Here is a 16,086-nt window from a genome sequence, read left to right as displayed (position 1 = left end):
CGGCGGGAAAGACGCCCGAGCCGATAACGCGGTCCGGTCCGATCCGCTGCCAGATCGCGCCGCCGGGGTCGACCGCGTTCAGCCTGGTGCCTTCGAGCGGCCCGCCGACGCCGTGGAAATACCACCAGGGCACGCCGTTCTGCATGGTGACGACTGATGTGTGGTCCCCAAGCAGCGGCGCGATCTGGTCAAGGGCTGGGGAGAGAGAATGGGCCTTCAGCGCCAGCACGACGTAATCCTGGGCGCCAAGCTCGTCGGCTTTGGCGGCGGCCCGGACGGGGACCGAAATCTCCTGGCCATCCTCGATCAGGCGCAGGCCGTCCGCCTTGATGGCTTCCAGATGGGCGCCGCGCGCGACGATCGAAAGATCGGTCCGCCCAGTGATGGCGAGCTTGGCCGCGAGATAGCCGCCGATCGCGCCGGCGCCGAAGATGGTGATCTTCATCGTCAAAGCCCGAGTTTGGCGGCGAGGCCGATGCGCTGCAATTTGCCGGTCGCACCCTTGGGGATCTCGTCCAGGATCAGGATCTTGCGCGGCACCTTGAAATCGGCAAGCCGTGTCGCGGCATAGGTGCGAATGTCGCCCTCGGTGGCACTGATGCCTTCGCGCAGCACAACCGCCGCGGCCACCTCCTCGCCAAGCTTGTCATGCGGCATGGCGAAGGTGACGACCTGCGCCACCGCCGGATGGTCCATCAGCACGTCGTCGACCTCGAGCGGCGAGATCTTTTCGCCACCGCGGTTGATGATCTCCTTGAGCCGACCGGTGACCCTGAGATAGCCGTCCTCGTCGAGCACGCCCTGGTCGCCAGTGTGGAACCAGCCATGCGCGAAAGCCGTGGCATTGGCATCCGGGTTCTTCTCGTAACCCGTCGTGACATTGGGTCCGCGAATGACGATCTCGCCTGTCTCGCCGGCTGCGAGCAGCCGCCCGTCAGGCGCCATGACAGCCACGGCCGGACCGGCGGAGGCACCGACGCTGCCCGGCTTGCGCTGGCCCGGCGGCAGCCGGTTCGAGGCCATCTGGTGCGCGGCCTCGGTCATCCCGTAGGATTCGATCACCGGGCAGCCGAAGGTCGCCTCCAGCTCGGCCATCACCTGCGCCGGCAGCGACGCCGAGGATGAGCGGATGAAGCGCAGACGCGCCGCCGCCAGCGCCTCGGTGTTGCGTGCCGCGCGGGGCAGGATCGCCTGATGCATGGTCGGCACCGCCGTGTACCAGCTCGGCTGCGCCTCGCTCAGCCACTGGAAGAAGCGCAGCGCGTTGAAACCCGGCGTGCAGTAGATGCTGCCGCCGGCAGCCAGCGACGACAGCACGGCCGCGATCAGGCCGTGGATGTGGAACAGCGGCATGATGTTGAGGCAACGGTCATCTGGCGTCAGGCCAAGCGTGCCGCCGATATGGGCAGCCGAGGCCGCAATGTTTGCATGGCTGAGCGGCACCAGTTTTGGACGCGATGTCGTTCCGGAGGTATGCAGCAGCAGCGCAATGTCGCTGTCTTGCGCCATGTCGGGCGCGGCCTGCGGTCCGATCGCTGCGCCCTCGATCATGAAGCTGCCGGCGGGTGTGGCGGGCTGCACGACAAGCCGCAGCACGCCGATGCCAAGGCGTTCGGCCACCGTCACCGCCGGTCCGGTCTCGCCCTCCGCGACAAGGATTGCCTTGGCGCCGATGTCGGTGAGGTAGAAATCGAGCTCGTCGGCCCGGTAGGCGGGGTTGAGCGGTGCCGTCGAGGCGGCGGCCGCCACGGCGACGAAGGCGGTGGCCATCTCGGGCCCGTTCGGCAGCACGATCGCCACCCTGTCGCCGCGGCCGATGCCGCGCGCATGCAGCTGTTTTGCCGTATCGGCGATCAGGCTGCGCAATTCGCCATGGCTGAGCGTCGCCCTGTCGGGTGCCAGGATGGCGGGCGCATCGTCGGCGCCGGCGGCGAGACGGCGGGAGAGGTCTGCGTGGGTTTCGGTTTGGGTCATGATCACCGGCTGGATTTCGAACGACTATTGGTGGAAGCCCCGCTGACGGGCTTGCCTCGATATGGATACGCCATTGGACAACGGATCGCCTCAGTAGCCAAGCGCCAAACCATCCTTGCGCGGATCGGAAGCGCCGGTCAGCGTCCCCTTCTCCCAATCGATCAGCACCACCTGCCCGCCGCCAAGCGGATGATGCGGTTCGGCTATGCGGTGGCCGCGCCCGCGCAGGCCTTCGATTGCATCAGTGGGAACGCCACGCTCGGCCTCCACGGTGTCGTCATTGTAAAACACCCTCGGCGCATCCAGCGCCTGCTGCGGGTCCATGCCGAAGTCGATCATGTTGGTCAGCAGATGGACATGGCCGAACGGCTGATAGCCGCCGCCCATGACCCCGAACGGCATCACCACGCGGCCGTTCTTCGTCGCCATGCCCGGCATGATCGTGTGCATCGGCCGCTTGCCCGGTGCGATCGCGTTCGGATGCGCTGGATCGAGGCGAAAGCTGGAGCCGCGGTTCTGCAGCACGACACCGGACTTGGGGCCGACGACACCGCTGCCGAACGAATAATAGGTCGAGTTGATGAAGGAGACCGCGTTGCGATCGCGGTCGACGATGGAGATGTAGACCGTGTCGCTGCCGGGCAGGTCCACGCGCGGCAGATGCGTCATGGCGCGGTCGCGGTCGATCTCGGCGCGCAGCCGGTCGGCATAGGCGCCGGACAGCAGCTCTCTGACCGGCACCGGGACATGGTCCTGATCACCGACATAACGGTCGCGGTCGCGATAGGCCAGGCGCCCGGCCTCGATCTCCAGATGCAGGCGCTCGGCGCCATTGGGATCCAGCCCGCCAAGCTCGAAGCCCGACAGCAAATTGAGCATCAAAAGCGCCGTCAGCCCCTGATTGTTCGGCGGCATCTGGTGGATGTCATGGCCGCCATAGGAGGTGCTGACCGGCGCCACATAGTCGCCTCTGGTCGCAGCGAAATCCTCGGCCGTATGAAGTCCGCCCAATGCATTGAGCCGACTCACCATATCGTCGGCGACAGCGCCTTCGTAGAAACCGGACCGGCCATGTTTGGCGATGATGCGCAAGGTCTCCGCCAGTTCCGGCTGCCGGTGGACGTCGCCAGCCCTCGGCGCCTTGCCGCCGGGCAGGAAGATGCGCGTGGCGTGCTCGTCGGCCGACAGATCGGTTTCCGGTTCGGCCCAGTCGAAGGCGACGCGGTCGTGCACGACATAGCCGTTCTCGGCATAGTGGATGGCCGGCGCCAGCGCCTCGGCAAGGCCCTTGCGGCCATGGTCTTCGAGCAGGCGGCTCCAGGCATCGACGGCACCCGGCACGGTGACCGCATGCGGCCCCTGCAACGGGATGCGGTCGAAGCCTTTTTCGCGGTACCAGTCGACTGTCGCCCTGGCAGGCGCGCGGCCGGACCCGTTGAAGGCCAGCACATTGCCTTGTCCCCCGGGAGAATAGAGCACGAAGCAGTCGCCGCCGATGCCTGTCGATTGCGGCTCGACCACGCCCTGCACGGCGGCGGCGCAGACCGCGGCATCCATGGCATTGCCGCCGGAGCGCAGCATGTCGATGGCCGCAAGGGTTGCAAGCGGATGCGAGGTCGCGGCAACCGCCTCGGTGGCACGAACCGGCGAGCGGCCGGGAAACTGGAAATCACGCATTCTGTCTGGATATCCCATGGTCACTTCTGCGAATTCGTCTGGTGAAATCAATGCCGCCGGCCGAAAATCTGCGCAACCGACAACAGCACGACCGAGAGCACGATCAGGCAGGTCGAGATGGCGGCGATCGTCGGGTCGATCTGATCGCGTAGCGCATTGAACATGCGGCGCGTCAATGTCGTGGTCTCGCCGCCCGATATGAACAGCGAAACCACCACTTCGTCGAAGGAGGTGATGAAGGCAAACAGCGCGCCCGAGACGATCGAGAAGCGGATCTGTGGCATCGTCACCTGCCAGAAGGCGGCGACGCGGCCGGCGCCGAGGCTGCGCGCCACCCGCTCCTGGTTCATGTCGTAGGAGCGCAGCCCGGAAAGCACGGTCAGCACCACCAGCGGCAGCGCCTGCACCGTGTGCGCGATGACCAGGCCGGTCAGCGTGTTGTTGAGCCCGATGCGCGCATAGAGGAAGAAGGTGCCGATGCCGATCAGAATCACCGGGACGATCAGCGACGCCGTCAGCAGCGCGTTGATGGTGCCATTGAAGCGCAGCGTGCCCCGGTTGATGGCATAGGCGGCCGCGGTCCCGAGCGGTGTCGCCACCAGCACCGTCATGACAGCCACCTTGGCCGAGACGATCGTCGCGTCGCGCCATTCCAGCGACCCGAAATAGGTCTGGTACCAGCGCAGCGACCATTGCTGCGGCGGGAATTGCAGCAGCGTCGAGTCCGAAAACGACATGATGACGATGATGATCGACGGCGCGATCAGGAACAGAAGCACGAGGCCGCCGAGGCAATAGAGCCACAGCCGTTGCCGGTGCGAGATAGGCAGGCCAAAATCCTCGCTCATCGCGAACTCCACACACCTGTGGCGCGCGCGCCGAGCAGCCACTGGAACAGGCCGAGAAGCGCCAGCGTGACCACCAGCAGCACCACGCCGAGTGCTGCACCCGCGCCCCAGTTGGAATAGAGGCTGGTGGTCTGTTCCATGCGCATCGCCCACATGATGACCTTGCCGCCGCCCATCAGCGCAGGCGTGACGAAGAAGCCCAGGCAGAGCACGAAGACGATGACCACGCCCGAGGCGAGGCCGGGCAGCGACAGCGGAAAGAAGATCTGCCGGAAGGTGGCGGCCGGGCCGGCGCCGAGGTTCATGCCGGCGCGCAGGCAGTCGGTGTCGATTGTCTTCATCGAGGCGTAAAGCGGCAGCACCAGGAACGGCAGCAGGATATGCGTCATGCCGATGACGACGCCCGAAAAATTGTTGGCGAGCGATAGCGGCTGGCTGATGACACCGAGGTCGATCAGCCAGCTGTTGATCAGGCCCTTGCGCTGCAGGATCACCAGCCAGGCATAGGTGCGCACCAGGACCGATGTCCAGAACGGCAGGATGACGAAGATCAGGCAGATCGACGCCGCCCGGCGCGGCAGTTGCGACAGCATGTAGGCCAGGGGATAGCCAAGCAGCACGCAGGCGCCGGTGACGATGAAGGCGACCTTGAAGGTGGTGACAAAGGTCTTGATGTAGGAGGCCTGCTCGAAGAATCGCGCATAATTGGCGGCGCTGAAGCCGCCCGCTTCGTCGAACAACGACAGCCAGAACAGCCAGCCGATGGGCACGATGATGATGGCGAAGACCAGCAACAGGCTCGGCGACAGCAGCGCCAGCAGCCGTAGTGATTCACGCCGGGCGTCGGCGCGAAGTGCCTGCGTGTTGAGCTCCCGGCCTGCTGGGCTGCCGGTCTCCTGCATGAGGGCGGTCTGCGCGCTCATCAGTCTGCCGCCACCAGGATCGTGTCGTGCGCATCGAGACCGAAGCTGACCGGCTGGCCGGGAGCCGGCATTTTCGCCAGCACATCGCTGCGGCAATAGTCGCGCAAAGTCAGCTGCCGGCCGTCGCGCAGCACGGCATAGCAGACGAAGCTGTCGCCCTGATAGATGATGTCACTGAGCGTCGCGTTGAGCACGTTGACGCCGCTTGTCGGTTCGGCGGTTGCCAAGAGCCGCAGCTTTTCCGGCCGCACCACCATCAGGTACTGGCCTGCCGCCGGCGTCGCCGCCGCCGTATGGATTCTTCGGTCCTCGTACCAGACGGAGCCGTTGCGGCACTCGACCGGAATGAAATTCGATTCGCCGATGAAGCCTGCTACAAATTGCGTTTGCGGCCTGGCGTAGAGGCTTTCGGGCTTGTCGAGCTGTTCGATGCGTCCGCCGTTCATGACAGCAATGCGGTCCGACATGGTGATGGCTTCGCGCTGGTCGTGCGTGACATAGACGGTGGTCATGCCGAGCCGCCGATGCAGGGCGCGTAGCTCGATCTGCATGTGCTCGCGCAGGCCCTTGTCGAGCGCCGACAAGGGTTCGTCCATAAGCACGATGCGCGGCTCGAAGACGATGGCGCGCGCCAGCGCCACGCGCTGGCGTTGGCCGCCGGAGAGCTGGTCGACCCGGCGCTCGCCCAGTCCCTGCAATTTCACCAGATCGAGTGCCTTCTCGACACGCTCGGCCGTCTCGGCGGCGGCGACGCCGCGTTGCTTCAGCGGAAAGGCGATGTTGTGAAAGACGTTCATATGCGGAAACAGCGCGTAGTTCTGGAACACCATGCCGATGTTGCGCTTGTGCGGCGGCGTGGTGATGATCTCGTCGCCGCCGACCCTGATCGAGCCGGCATTGGCCCGCACGAAACCGGCCAGGATCATCAGCAGCGTCGTCTTGCCGGAACCGGAAGGCCCCAGCAGCGTCAGGAATTCACCAGCCTCGACATCGAGGTTGAGGTCGCGCAGCACAGGCACGCTGCCAAATCGTTTCTCGATCCCGCGCATGCCGATCGGCAACGCGGATGGCGCAATGGACAAGATTTTTCTCTCCCAGGGGCTGAGGCGGCGAAAGCAGGGCGAGGCGTCGCCCTGCCGTGGTTTGGATTGCGGCCGCAGCCTATTGCTGGATCAGATTGTTGAACTTTTCCGTCGCCTCGACCAGGTTGTCGCGCCAGAATTCTGCATCCTGCAACACCTGCTTCTTGACGTTTTCGGGCGCCGAATTGATGTCCTTGATCCTGTCCTGCGGGATCTTGCCAGTCTCGAAAGCCTTCTCGTTGACCGGGCCATTGTCGACATAGAGCGGCAGATTGGCCTGCAATTGCGGGCTGACGAACATCGCCAGCGCCTTCATGGCCGCCTCCTTGTTCTTGGCGCCCTTCGGGATGACCATGCAGTCGGCGGTCAGCACGCCCTGATCGAAGGAAAAGCTGATCGGCGCGCCTTCCTTTTTCAAGGTGCCGGCGCGGCCGTTCCAGATGCTCGCCATGTCGACTTCGCCGTCCTTAACCAGCTGCATGGCCTGGGCGCCGGAGGTCCACCAGGCGTCGACATTGCCGCGGATCTTGTCGACGGACTTCAACGCGCCGTCGATATCGACCGGATAGACCTTGTCGATCGGAATGCCCTCGGCCAGTGCGGCAACGCTCAGCGTTTCCGTCGCCTGGCTGCCGCTCAGCGCGCGCCGTCCCGGAAACTTTTCCACGTTCCAGAAATCGGCCCAGGTCTTCGGGCCTTTGTCGCCGAATACGTCGGTCCGGTAGATCAGCACGACCGAGGTGTAGGAAATGCCGACCCAGTCGTCGTGGACAAGCTTCGGGTTGATGCCGCTCTTGTCGATGATGCCGTAGTCGAGCTTTTCGAACAGCCCTTCCTTCGAGCCGCGCGCACATTCGTCGGCGCCAAGTTCGGTGATGTCCCACTTCACCGCATTGCCGGTCACCTGCAGCCGGACGTCGTCGAGGCCGTTGGTGGTGTCTTCCTTGATGGTGATGCCGAGCGCGTCGGCGGTCGGCTTGAAAAACGCCTTGGTCTGCGCCTCCTGGTAGGTGCCGCCCCATGAGGCGACGGTGATGGTGTCGCCCGCCATGGCGGGGGCTGCGAACGAAGCCATGAGGCCCGCCATCGCAACGATGCTAACGTTTCTGGTTCTGTTCATTTTTCGGCTCTCCAACCGGTGTTCCCATTGTTTTTGATTTGGCATGCTATTTTGTATACAATTTTGAGTGTAGCCTAGCGATCGATGTTGTCAACACCGCCGGCGCGCTCGAAATGTACGCTTCGTGCCGGACCAGGTTGGTGAGGGACGGCTTCACCGGAGGCGTGGCAAATTGCGCCGACTGCGGCTACAGCTATGCGTGTTCCGGCTGAAAGGCCGGAGAAGTGGGAAGGGAAGCTTGGCCAAGGAAACCAAAAATACGCTGCGCGACTCGGTCTACTCCGCGCTGAAGGCGATGATCGTGACCGGCCAGATCCCGCCGGGCTCCCGCGTCACCGAAAACGACATCGCGGCGAAGCTGACGGTCAGCCGAACCCCGGTGCGCGAGGCTTTCAATCGCCTCGAGCGTGACGGGCTGGTCACCGGCCGGCCGCGCCAGGGCTATGTCGTCACCGAGTTCGACATCAACATGTTCCGCGAGGCCTTCGAGATCCGCGAACTGCTCGACGGCCATGCGACGGAACTTGCGGCAACGGCCGCGACGGAACAGGACAAGGCGCGGCTGCGCGCCATGTTGGCCGAATGCGAACGGCTGGCAGCCATTCCGGAACGCACGAACCGGGAAAAATTCCAGGAACTGGAAGTCGGCATCGACCTGCACCGCGTCATCGCCGAAATCAGCGGCAACGTCATGCTGCACAACATGCTGTGCGGCATCCTCGACAAGTGCCAGCACTACGTCTGGACCGAACTCCTGTGGCTGGACGAATGGAAGATCGCCCGCGACGAGCACGCCGAGATCGTCGATGCCATCTGCGCCGGCGACGCTGCCCGAGCCGGCACGCTGGCACGCGCCCATGTGCGCGGCTCGCGAGACAATGTGCTGCGCCTGCTGCAGGCCAAGTCGGATTATCGGAATTTTCTGGCGAAGGCGTCTTGATACAGGTGGCCTTCCTGGCATTCCGCATCGCTGCACAAGAGGGCAACAAATGGCGGTGTGATCGCCGGTTCTCACTTCACCTTTTGCCGAAACTTGGAATGGCAGCTTGAGCAATCCTGGAGGATAAGGTGCAGAAGATGCTCCGCCGGCAATCCGGCCGGATCCGCCTCCGTTGTCTTCAGCCGCTTGCCGAGCAGACTGCCCCCGTCCATTGACGTCATCGCGCCCATGCGCATGTCCCCGGTGATCCGGGCAGGCGCGGTTTCGGCCTTGGCTGCCAATGCATCGGCGAGTTCGCCAATGTGACTGGCGAGCGCCTCGAACTCCGGCCGCGCCTGATCGATTTCCGCTTTGGCGCCCGACGGCGCGCCCAGCGTTCCCGCCGGGAATTCAGCCATCAGGGCGGGTCCGGTACGGGCGCTGAGCGCCTCCGCCGCCGCCTTGAAGCTGGCGGCGTCGTAGGCGCGCTTGCCGCCGAACATCTCGGCGATGGTTTTCGCTGCCGCCGCCATAGCCTTCATCGAGGCCTGGCGTGCGGCCACGATCTCATCACTGGAGGCGACCGCCTGCGGCGAGGAGAGGCTCAGCGAACCGGCCAGCGCCAGCACCACCGCTCCGAACGCGATGCCGAACTTCATGCCATGACATCGAGCACGCCCATCATGCCGAGCTGCTCGTGCTCGAGGATGTGGCAGTGATACATGCGCTGCCCCGGCCTATCCTGGCGCAGCAGGAGCCGCACCGTCTCGCCGCGGGCGACGTTCACCGTGTCCTTCCATGCGAGATAGGGCGGCTTGGACACCGCGCCGTCGCGCTCATGCTCGACGACCTGGAATTGAGTACCGTGGACGTGAAAGGGATGGTCCATGTCGGCCTCGTTGACTATCTCCCAGAGCTCGATCTCGCCGGCCCTGGCGACGAAGTCGACGCGTCCCATATCGAAGGCCTTGCCGTTGATCAGGAAACCCATCTCCATGCCGGTGGGTTTCATCGCCATGGTCTCCGTTAAAACGAGCCGCCGGCTGAGGACAGGGTCGGCGAACGGTGCGATCGGCCGCAGCCGCGCCGGCAGCTGCGGCACCGCCTCGGCTTCGTTCTCCGAGACATCGACCGTCAGCAGCGTCAGCCCCGCATCGGCCGGGCGGCCGGGACCCATCCAGCCACGGTCGTAGCCGAGCGTATCGAGGGTGATGGGGCCGGGCCTGTCGAAGGATGCGACCAACTCGAGGCGTTCGCCCGGGCTGAGCAGGATCTCGTCCGCCGCCACCGGCGCCGCGAGCAGCCCGCCATCCGTCCCGATGACTGTTATCGTCGCGCCGTCGAAGGCAAGCTTCAGGAACCGTGCGTTGGTGGCGTTGTAGAGGCGCAGGCGTCGCTTGGCGCCCTTTGCCACCGAGAGCCTGGGATTCTTCTGGCCGTTGACCAGCACGTGGTCGCCAACGCGGCCGTTCATCAGATCGCTCATGCTGTTGCTCGGTATCGAGCCATCGGCGGCAAGTCTGAGGTCGGTGAACACCAGCACCGTGTCGCCATATTCGGCCGGGATGGGATCGGCCTTGGCCTTGACGACGAAGGCGCCGGCAAGACCCCGATAGACCTGCTCTGCCGTCTTGCCGTGCGGGTGCGGGTGGTACCAATAGGAGCCTGCGGAGCCTTCCGGCAGCTCGAAGGCATAAACGCGCTCGGTGCCCGCCGCAACCGGATCCATCGGACTGCCGTCCTGGTCGGCGGGCACCGGCATGCCGTGCCAGTGGATGGTGCTCACCTCGTTATCGATGCGGTTGGCAAATGTGATCTCGACGCGGTCGCCTTCGAAGGCCTCGATCAGCGGCCCCGGGCTGATGCCATTATAGGCGAGGATCGGTGTGTCGCGCCCCTCGGCGAACCTCGCAATGGCCGGTGCCGCCGTCAGCCTCGCCCTGAGCAGGCCCGGCCGGTCGGCTTCGTTGGCAAGCACCTGCAGGGCGCGCAACGCCTGGCCTTCGGGCAGGGTGACCGCGTCTTGCACCATCGCGGCCATGTCGTGCCCGGCATGGCCGCCCATGCCGGGCATCGACATATCGTCCATCTTCGTCTGCGCCAGCGCACGCGGGCTCGCCAGAACCGTCGCCAGGCTTGCCGTCAGAAATCCGCGTCGATGCATTTCTCCGCTCCTTGCTCTCGATGAAAGGCCCGCCGGAAGACCTCGCGTGACCCTAAGGGTTCCAGCAGCTGGAAGGTCAAGTGAGATCGAGCAGTCGACGGTGACGATAGAAGCTGCGCTGGCGCACGATGTAGTGAGAGCCCGGACCCGCTGTCCGATCATGAACACCGGTCGTTCCGGCGAAGCCGCAGAGTTCTCAGCCCTTGCGCTCCTGAAGGCTGTTGCCGCCGTCGACCACCAGCAGCGCGCCATTGACATAGCTGGCGCCTTCCGAGGCCAGGAATGCCACCGCGGCGGCCACTTCATCCGGCCGCCCGGCCCGCGCCGGCGGCGTATGCAGGGCGGCTTGCCGCTCCATTTCGCTCGACGAGCCCGTTTCGATCCAGCCGGGAGCGACGGCGTTGACCGTGATGCCGTTTTTCGCCACTTCGAGCGCCAGTGTGCGCGTCAGGCCGGCCATGCCGGCCTTGGCGGCCGAATAGGCTGCCGTGCCTTCGAAAGACACCAGCGGGCCGGTGACCGACGCCACATTGACGATGCGCCCGTAGCCCGCTTCGACCATCGCCGGCAGAAAGGCCTTCGTGACGAGGAATGCCGTCTTCAGGCTGACGTCGATCCCCTGGTCCCAGTCGGCCTCGGTCATGGCGAGAAACGTCTTGTCGACCGATGGCGATGCCAGCGAGCCCATGCCGGCATTGTTGACCAGTATATCGACCGCCCCGACATCGGCCCGCAGCCGCGCGACATCGGCAGCGATGGTGAGATCGGCGACCACGGCCTTGGCATCGATGCCTTCTGCACGGAGCCCAACGGCGCGATCAAGCACACGCGCACTGGCACCGGTGAGAAAAACGGCATGGCCAGCATAGCCGAGCTGCCGGGCAATGGCAAAGCCGATGCCGTCGGCCGCGCCGGCCCCGGTGATCAAAGCGCGTTTGATGCGGGTATGGGGAATGGTCAAATCGGGCTCCGCTGGTTCCGCCTGTCGCGGTCTTACCACGCAGATTGGACGACGGCGCTGCGAAGATTTGCTCTGCAGCATTCTGCGCCGCTTTGCCGAGCTTCGTCCTGGTGACCCGCGTAGGCGCCGCCCGAATGCTTAGTCCATTGCGTGGCCGGTGTTGACCAGCCATCCTGCCACCGCCGTGCAGTCGCAGGCCGTCACTCGTTCCCGCCGTTCGGGTTGGAGCCCGCCATGACGCAAGTTGACACGCAACCGGACCTTATGCGCCCAATGTCATCCTCGATAGGTCACTTCCATGGCAGTCCTGCTGCGCTGAGGCGTGACCACAGGTTATTTCTAAACTCCGGACCGCGCGCTTGCTGCAATCGATCGACATACTCGCCGGTCAACCTGGGCGACTCGCGCGAGACGAACGACACGTCCTTCCGCGCAGACTCGAGATCGCCCATCCCCATGTATGATGCAGCCCGCAGGAGCCGTGCCCAGTGGTATTCAGGCAGGACCATCAGAAATCGATCAAACGAGGCAGTCGCGGCGTTATAGTTCTCCCCGGCGTATTCGGCATCGCCCCTGAACAGAAAGATCGGATGATAATTCGGACTGAGAAGGTTGGCCCGCGCGAAAGCTGCCTGTGCACCTTCGAGATCTCCGGCGTAAGTTAGCCCAATTCCCAGCCAGGTACGGCACTCTGCATCGTTCGGATTGAGTGCGATGGCCCGCCACAGGCAGCCAAGGCCCGTCTGCAAGTTTCCGAGATAAGTCTCGGCCAATCCGAGAGCACTGTGCAGAGATGCTTCCCGGTCATGGCCACAAAGTCCGGCCCGAGCCTCATCACCAGCCCGGCGAAAGGCCTCGATGGGTTCAATGGACCATCCGTTGAAGCAGGAGTGGAAATCGACCCAGGCAAGAGTCTCCCTTATCAATGCATGCTCTGGCTCGGCGGCGAGGAGCCTTTCACAGAGACGCCGCGCTACGACCATGCCTTTCGCCGTCGGCCGTTCGACGTGGTAAAACGCCTTCAGATAGAGCTTGTGGTGCTGAATTGCTTCCTCGAGGGCGGGCGGGCCTGCCGCGTGCTTCATCAACACCTGGAAGAGGTTTCCGCTGATCACGCCTGTCAATTCGTCATGCGATGACGTCTGGGCGAGATCATATCTTGCGCTCCAGACCTCGACTTCCTCCTCGGCGTCCACGAGATGCGCGAAGGCGTGCATGGCTTTGTCTTGGCTATGGACCGCGACCTCCAGGACATAGTTGGCTCCCGTGGTCCTGCCGATTTCCTTGACAGTGAGATGCCGCTTCGCGAGCGCGAACATTGTGGCCGCTGCGACGATTCCGATCTGGGAGAAGCGTCCGAGCTCTGCGGTCAACGCGCGCGTCAATGCATCCGCATCGGTCCTTGTTTTGCCGAACTGACCCTTGACCGGCATCACCGCCAGCCGCGGTTTTTCGCTTTGATGGGGTGACAGCCCGCCTGGCCTGGCGCCGGAAGCGCCGGCAAAGTACGCCGCGAGCCCGATCTTGGTCCGCACCCCAAGTTTTCCGTAGATGGTCGCAAGGTGAGTGCGAACAGTGGCCGGAGCAATGAAAAGCGCCTTGCCGATCTCCCGATAGGTCAGGCCGGCGGCAAATTTTTCCGCGACCTCGCGCTCACGACCCGACAATGCGACAAGCGTTTGAGCTTTCGAAGCGCCGAGCACCATTGTGGACCCCCGTCCTTGGAAACCCCTCCGTAGCCGAAGAATGCTACAGAAGAATGCTACAAATGCACTAGGCCGAATACCGCATCTGCCCGATTCCGCCGCAGGCTCGCACGGCGCAAGCTTCCCCGACGGCAACAAACAATCGGCTAAGGGGGGTTCCATGCGTCCTGTATCCATAGTGCTGGCATGCACGGCCTTGGGCTATTCCGCCCAACCGTCACCTTCTTTCGCAAGCGGGTGCCGACAGTTGCTGGAATCAAACGTGAAAATCGCCAGCGTGCATGCCTATGCCAGCATCTTGGCCAATGCTGCCCGCAACGGCTGGAACTACACGCCTGAATCGATCGTCAGCGGCTCGAAGCGTCACTTCGAGGAGATGAGTCTCCAGTTGATCGCAGCCGGTTATGAGATTGTCCCCGCCAACGCTCACCCGCACTGCGCCAATCTGAACAGGGCGGAAAACGACGAGAGCACGATGACGACCGAGCCGAACACCTAAGGAAGCCCGATCGACCGCGGTCTGATCTAAGCTGGTCTCACCGCGCGCCACATACACCAGCTTTTGTCGAAACATCGAAATGTCGAAGGTGCGGGCCAACTGTCTGCTGCTCGGATCGAGATGATCCAGCACGTCTTCTGCGTGCGCTGCCTGATCGCGGGGTTCGTTATCAATGATCATGCATGACCTTCCCGATGCCGCCGGAGAGCCGGGCGACACTTCAGGCCTGTCGCGTTTCGCCGCGGCAATCCGTTCACGCATGGTAGGTCCCGGAGGATATTACAATCTCGGCAATGGGCTCGGGCTGGCGACGGGCGTCATGGTCCAGATCGTTGCCGTGCCGCCGGGTTCCGCCGTGAGTGGCCATGCCGCGCTCCTCGATTATTTCGTTGGCAGCATCGCTGCCCTGTCGCTCACCCTGGCCACGCTGGTCTTCTTCTGGAGCGGCGAGATCTACTGCCGCGCATGGGCCAGGAAGCCGTCCCCAGACGTGTCCCTAAACCGCCTTGGCGACATGACGTCGGGGGTCGGGGCGATCGGACTCGGCATCGCCCTGTTCCTGTTCGGCGAACCTGTGCTTGCGGCGACCTCGGGCTTGCTGCATGCGCTCGGCAAGTTCGGCAGCGCCTTCGAGGACGGCAAGCCGTTGCCCGGCTGGCCAGCCAGCTGGCCCAATCCGTTCCGGAGTGCCGTTCTGGCCAGCCGTCTGCCGCCGCTGGTCTCGGCCGCGGTGGGGAGCGGCGGTGCCCTGCAACTGGTATGGTCGGGCGCTTCCTGGACGCTCGTCGCAGCGCCGCTGACATTGCTTGTCTGCTATCTGCTTTGGGCCAAGGCAGACCTGTTGCTGCTGCTCCAGGAGGTGCGAGCCGGGAGCGCGCCGGCATCGTCCGCCGGCAACCGAGATCGAACGTGACGGCCCATGTCGAAGACAGAGGCCCCTGCTTGCAGGCGCCTTTGGGGGTTTGGCAACGTCGCGCAGAAGACCGTGCTGGATCATCTGCAGCATCAGAAGACTCTTCCGGAGTTGAAGCGCACCAAATTCGAGGTGCGGGCGAGGGCCGGAGCGAGAGCGCGCCTCATCCCGCCGATCAGCATGTATGAGAACGCGAGGAATCGGCGGCAGTTGAAAACGGCCTTTTTTCGGACAGTCATTCCCTAGGTTTTGCGTTGGGAGCCGACAACACCAACACCGGTGCCTCATGCGTGTACCCAGCGACCGCGATGACCGCCAGCCCGATCCGTGCGAATCTGATCGAATCGTCTGTTGACCAACAGGCGGGCCACCATTCGTCAGGAATTCATGCCGATGCGGTTGATTGGCGAGGCCTGAAAGGCAAGCAATTTCAGCTGGATGGAATGGCGCGCCCGAAGAGATTCGAACTCCTGACCCCCAGATTCGTAGTCTGGTGCTCTATCCAGCTGAGCTACGGGCGCGCAACAGGCCATGCTTTCCATGACCCCGCAATCCGATCGTAAACGACCGGTCGCGACGAGACGTGTTCCCTAGCGACTGAATTTCGGAAAAGCAAGCCGATCCGGCAAAAGTTTTGTCACAAGTGCCTTGGCCGGCGATGAAGGCTGGGATTCCGGCGCCTGGCAACGGTCCGAAGTCGAGCCGGTTCCTGCTCATTGGAGACCCAGCGCTCAAAACCGTCAGGCGGGGCGGCGCAGGCTGTTGCGGGCCTGGTCGAGCCGGACCGGCTGGTCGGGGATGGTGACGGCGAATGTGGTGCGCCCGCCAATGCTCTCGACCAGTTCCACCGTGCCGCCATGCGCGCGGATCAGTTCGTGCGCGATCGCCAGGCCAAGGCCGGTGCCGCCGCTGCGCGCCGAGCCGCGAAAGGCCGCGAACAGGTTTTCCCGCGCCTTGGGCGGCAGGCCGGGTCCGGTGTCGCTGACGGCAATGCGGCTGACGCTGCCCAGGCGCACGGCCGAAACCGCCAGGCGGCGCACCAGGGCGTTTTCGCTGTCGGCCGCCATCGCCTGCACGGAATTCCGGCACAGATTGGTGAGCACCCTGAACAGCTGGTCGGAATCGGCATCGACCTCGAAGGCCGGCTCGACCGAATTGACGAACTCGATGCCTTGCTCGATGTCGCGCAGGCCTTGCACGTCCTCGACCAGCTGCCGCAGCCGGAGCCGGCGGCGCGCGGGCGGCGGCTCCTGCGTGCGGCCGTAGTGAAGCACGCCTTCGGAATAGGACACGGCACGGT

General features: G+C 64.3%; 15 protein-coding genes and 1 tRNA gene. 3 read left to right on the top strand and 13 right to left on the bottom strand.

The features are described 5' to 3' along the window. The 7 genes from EN906_RS06100 to EN906_RS06070 form a co-directional block, all read right to left on the bottom strand. Positions 1–445, bottom strand: a 445-nt coding sequence (locus tag EN906_RS06100) for a 2-dehydropantoate 2-reductase N-terminal domain-containing protein (protein WP_164777111.1), incomplete at its 3' end; no start/stop codon positions are given. Between the two features lie 2 nt (positions 446–447). Then, positions 448–1,974, bottom strand: a complete 1,527-nt coding sequence (locus EN906_RS06095; protein ID WP_127268034.1) for an acyl--CoA ligase — start codon at positions 1,972–1,974, stop codon at positions 448–450. 90 nt (positions 1,975–2,064) lie between these two features. Beyond that, on the bottom strand, positions 2,065–3,651 hold the full coding sequence (gene ggt, locus EN906_RS06090; protein ID WP_127268035.1) for a gamma-glutamyltransferase: 1,587 nt from the start codon (positions 3,649–3,651) through the stop codon (positions 2,065–2,067). Between the two features lie 47 nt (positions 3,652–3,698). After that, positions 3,699–4,499, bottom strand: coding sequence for an ABC transporter permease (locus tag EN906_RS06085; protein WP_127268036.1), 801 nt, complete (start codon positions 4,497–4,499; stop codon positions 3,699–3,701). Beyond that, positions 4,496–5,422 (bottom strand): ABC transporter permease, encoded by a 927-nt coding sequence (locus tag EN906_RS06080; RefSeq protein WP_127268037.1) that lies wholly within the window; start codon positions 5,420–5,422, stop codon positions 4,496–4,498. The genes EN906_RS06085 and EN906_RS06080 overlap by 4 nt, the downstream gene beginning before the upstream one ends. Beyond that, positions 5,422–6,504 (bottom strand): ABC transporter ATP-binding protein, encoded by a 1,083-nt coding sequence (locus EN906_RS06075; RefSeq protein WP_127268038.1) that lies wholly within the window; start codon positions 6,502–6,504, stop codon positions 5,422–5,424. Before EN906_RS06075 ends, EN906_RS06080 begins: the two co-directional genes overlap by 1 nt. Positions 6,505–6,583: 79 nt before the next feature. Next, positions 6,584–7,624 carry an ABC transporter substrate-binding protein gene (locus tag EN906_RS06070; RefSeq protein ID WP_127268039.1) on the bottom strand — a complete coding sequence of 347 codons (1,041 nt, stop codon included), beginning with the start codon at positions 7,622–7,624 and terminating at the stop codon, positions 6,584–6,586. 238 nt (positions 7,625–7,862) lie between these two features. Between EN906_RS06070 and EN906_RS06065 the strand changes: the two genes are divergently transcribed. Then, entirely contained in the window at positions 7,863–8,564 is a 702-nt protein-coding gene (locus EN906_RS06065; RefSeq protein WP_127268040.1) for a GntR family transcriptional regulator, read from the top strand. A gap of 71 nt (positions 8,565–8,635) precedes the next feature. On the opposite strand, the gene EN906_RS06060 is transcribed toward EN906_RS06065, so the two are convergent. From EN906_RS06060 to EN906_RS06045, 4 genes are all read right to left on the bottom strand, one after another. After that, the gene (locus EN906_RS06060) at positions 8,636–9,202 is read right to left on the bottom strand and encodes a cytochrome c (protein ID WP_127271413.1); all 567 of its coding nucleotides are present in this window, start codon (positions 9,200–9,202) and stop codon (positions 8,636–8,638) included. Beyond that, a complete protein-coding gene (locus tag EN906_RS06055; protein WP_127268799.1) occupies positions 9,199–10,707 on the bottom strand; it encodes a multicopper oxidase family protein in 1,509 nt (502 codons plus the stop codon). Before EN906_RS06055 ends, EN906_RS06060 begins: the two co-directional genes overlap by 4 nt. 196 nt (positions 10,708–10,903) lie before the next feature. Then, positions 10,904–11,668, bottom strand: coding sequence for an SDR family NAD(P)-dependent oxidoreductase (locus EN906_RS06050; RefSeq protein ID WP_236383082.1), 765 nt, complete (start codon positions 11,666–11,668; stop codon positions 10,904–10,906). Positions 11,669–11,958: 290 nt separating this feature from the next. Then, positions 11,959–13,374 (bottom strand): LuxR C-terminal-related transcriptional regulator, encoded by a 1,416-nt coding sequence (locus tag EN906_RS06045; protein ID WP_164748690.1) that lies wholly within the window; start codon positions 13,372–13,374, stop codon positions 11,959–11,961. Positions 13,375–13,636: 262 nt separating this feature from the next. Here EN906_RS06045 and EN906_RS06040 point away from each other — a divergent pair, with 262 nt between their 5' ends. Together EN906_RS06040 and EN906_RS06035 are read left to right on the top strand one after the other, a co-directional pair. Beyond that, the gene (locus tag EN906_RS06040) at positions 13,637–13,873 is read left to right on the top strand and encodes a hypothetical protein (RefSeq protein ID WP_127268797.1); all 237 of its coding nucleotides are present in this window, start codon (positions 13,637–13,639) and stop codon (positions 13,871–13,873) included. A gap of 172 nt (positions 13,874–14,045) precedes the next feature. After that, the gene (locus EN906_RS06035) at positions 14,046–14,786 is read left to right on the top strand and encodes a hypothetical protein (RefSeq protein ID WP_206517401.1); all 741 of its coding nucleotides are present in this window, start codon (positions 14,046–14,048) and stop codon (positions 14,784–14,786) included. A 444-nt stretch (positions 14,787–15,230) separates the two neighbouring features. Here the strand turns inward: EN906_RS06035 and EN906_RS06030 are convergent. Next, positions 15,231–15,307, bottom strand: a tRNA-Arg gene (locus EN906_RS06030). Between the two features lie 219 nt (positions 15,308–15,526). Next, a partial coding sequence (locus EN906_RS06025) for an ATP-binding protein (RefSeq protein ID WP_164777110.1) occupies positions 15,527–16,086 on the bottom strand: 560 nt, incomplete at its 5' end.

It is taken from the genome of Mesorhizobium sp. M7A.F.Ca.CA.004.06.1.1 (genome assembly GCF_003999135.1).
In the GTDB taxonomy this organism is placed as follows: domain Bacteria; phylum Pseudomonadota; class Alphaproteobacteria; order Rhizobiales; family Rhizobiaceae; genus Mesorhizobium.
This window is presented reverse-complemented; position numbering and strand designations above follow the sequence as displayed.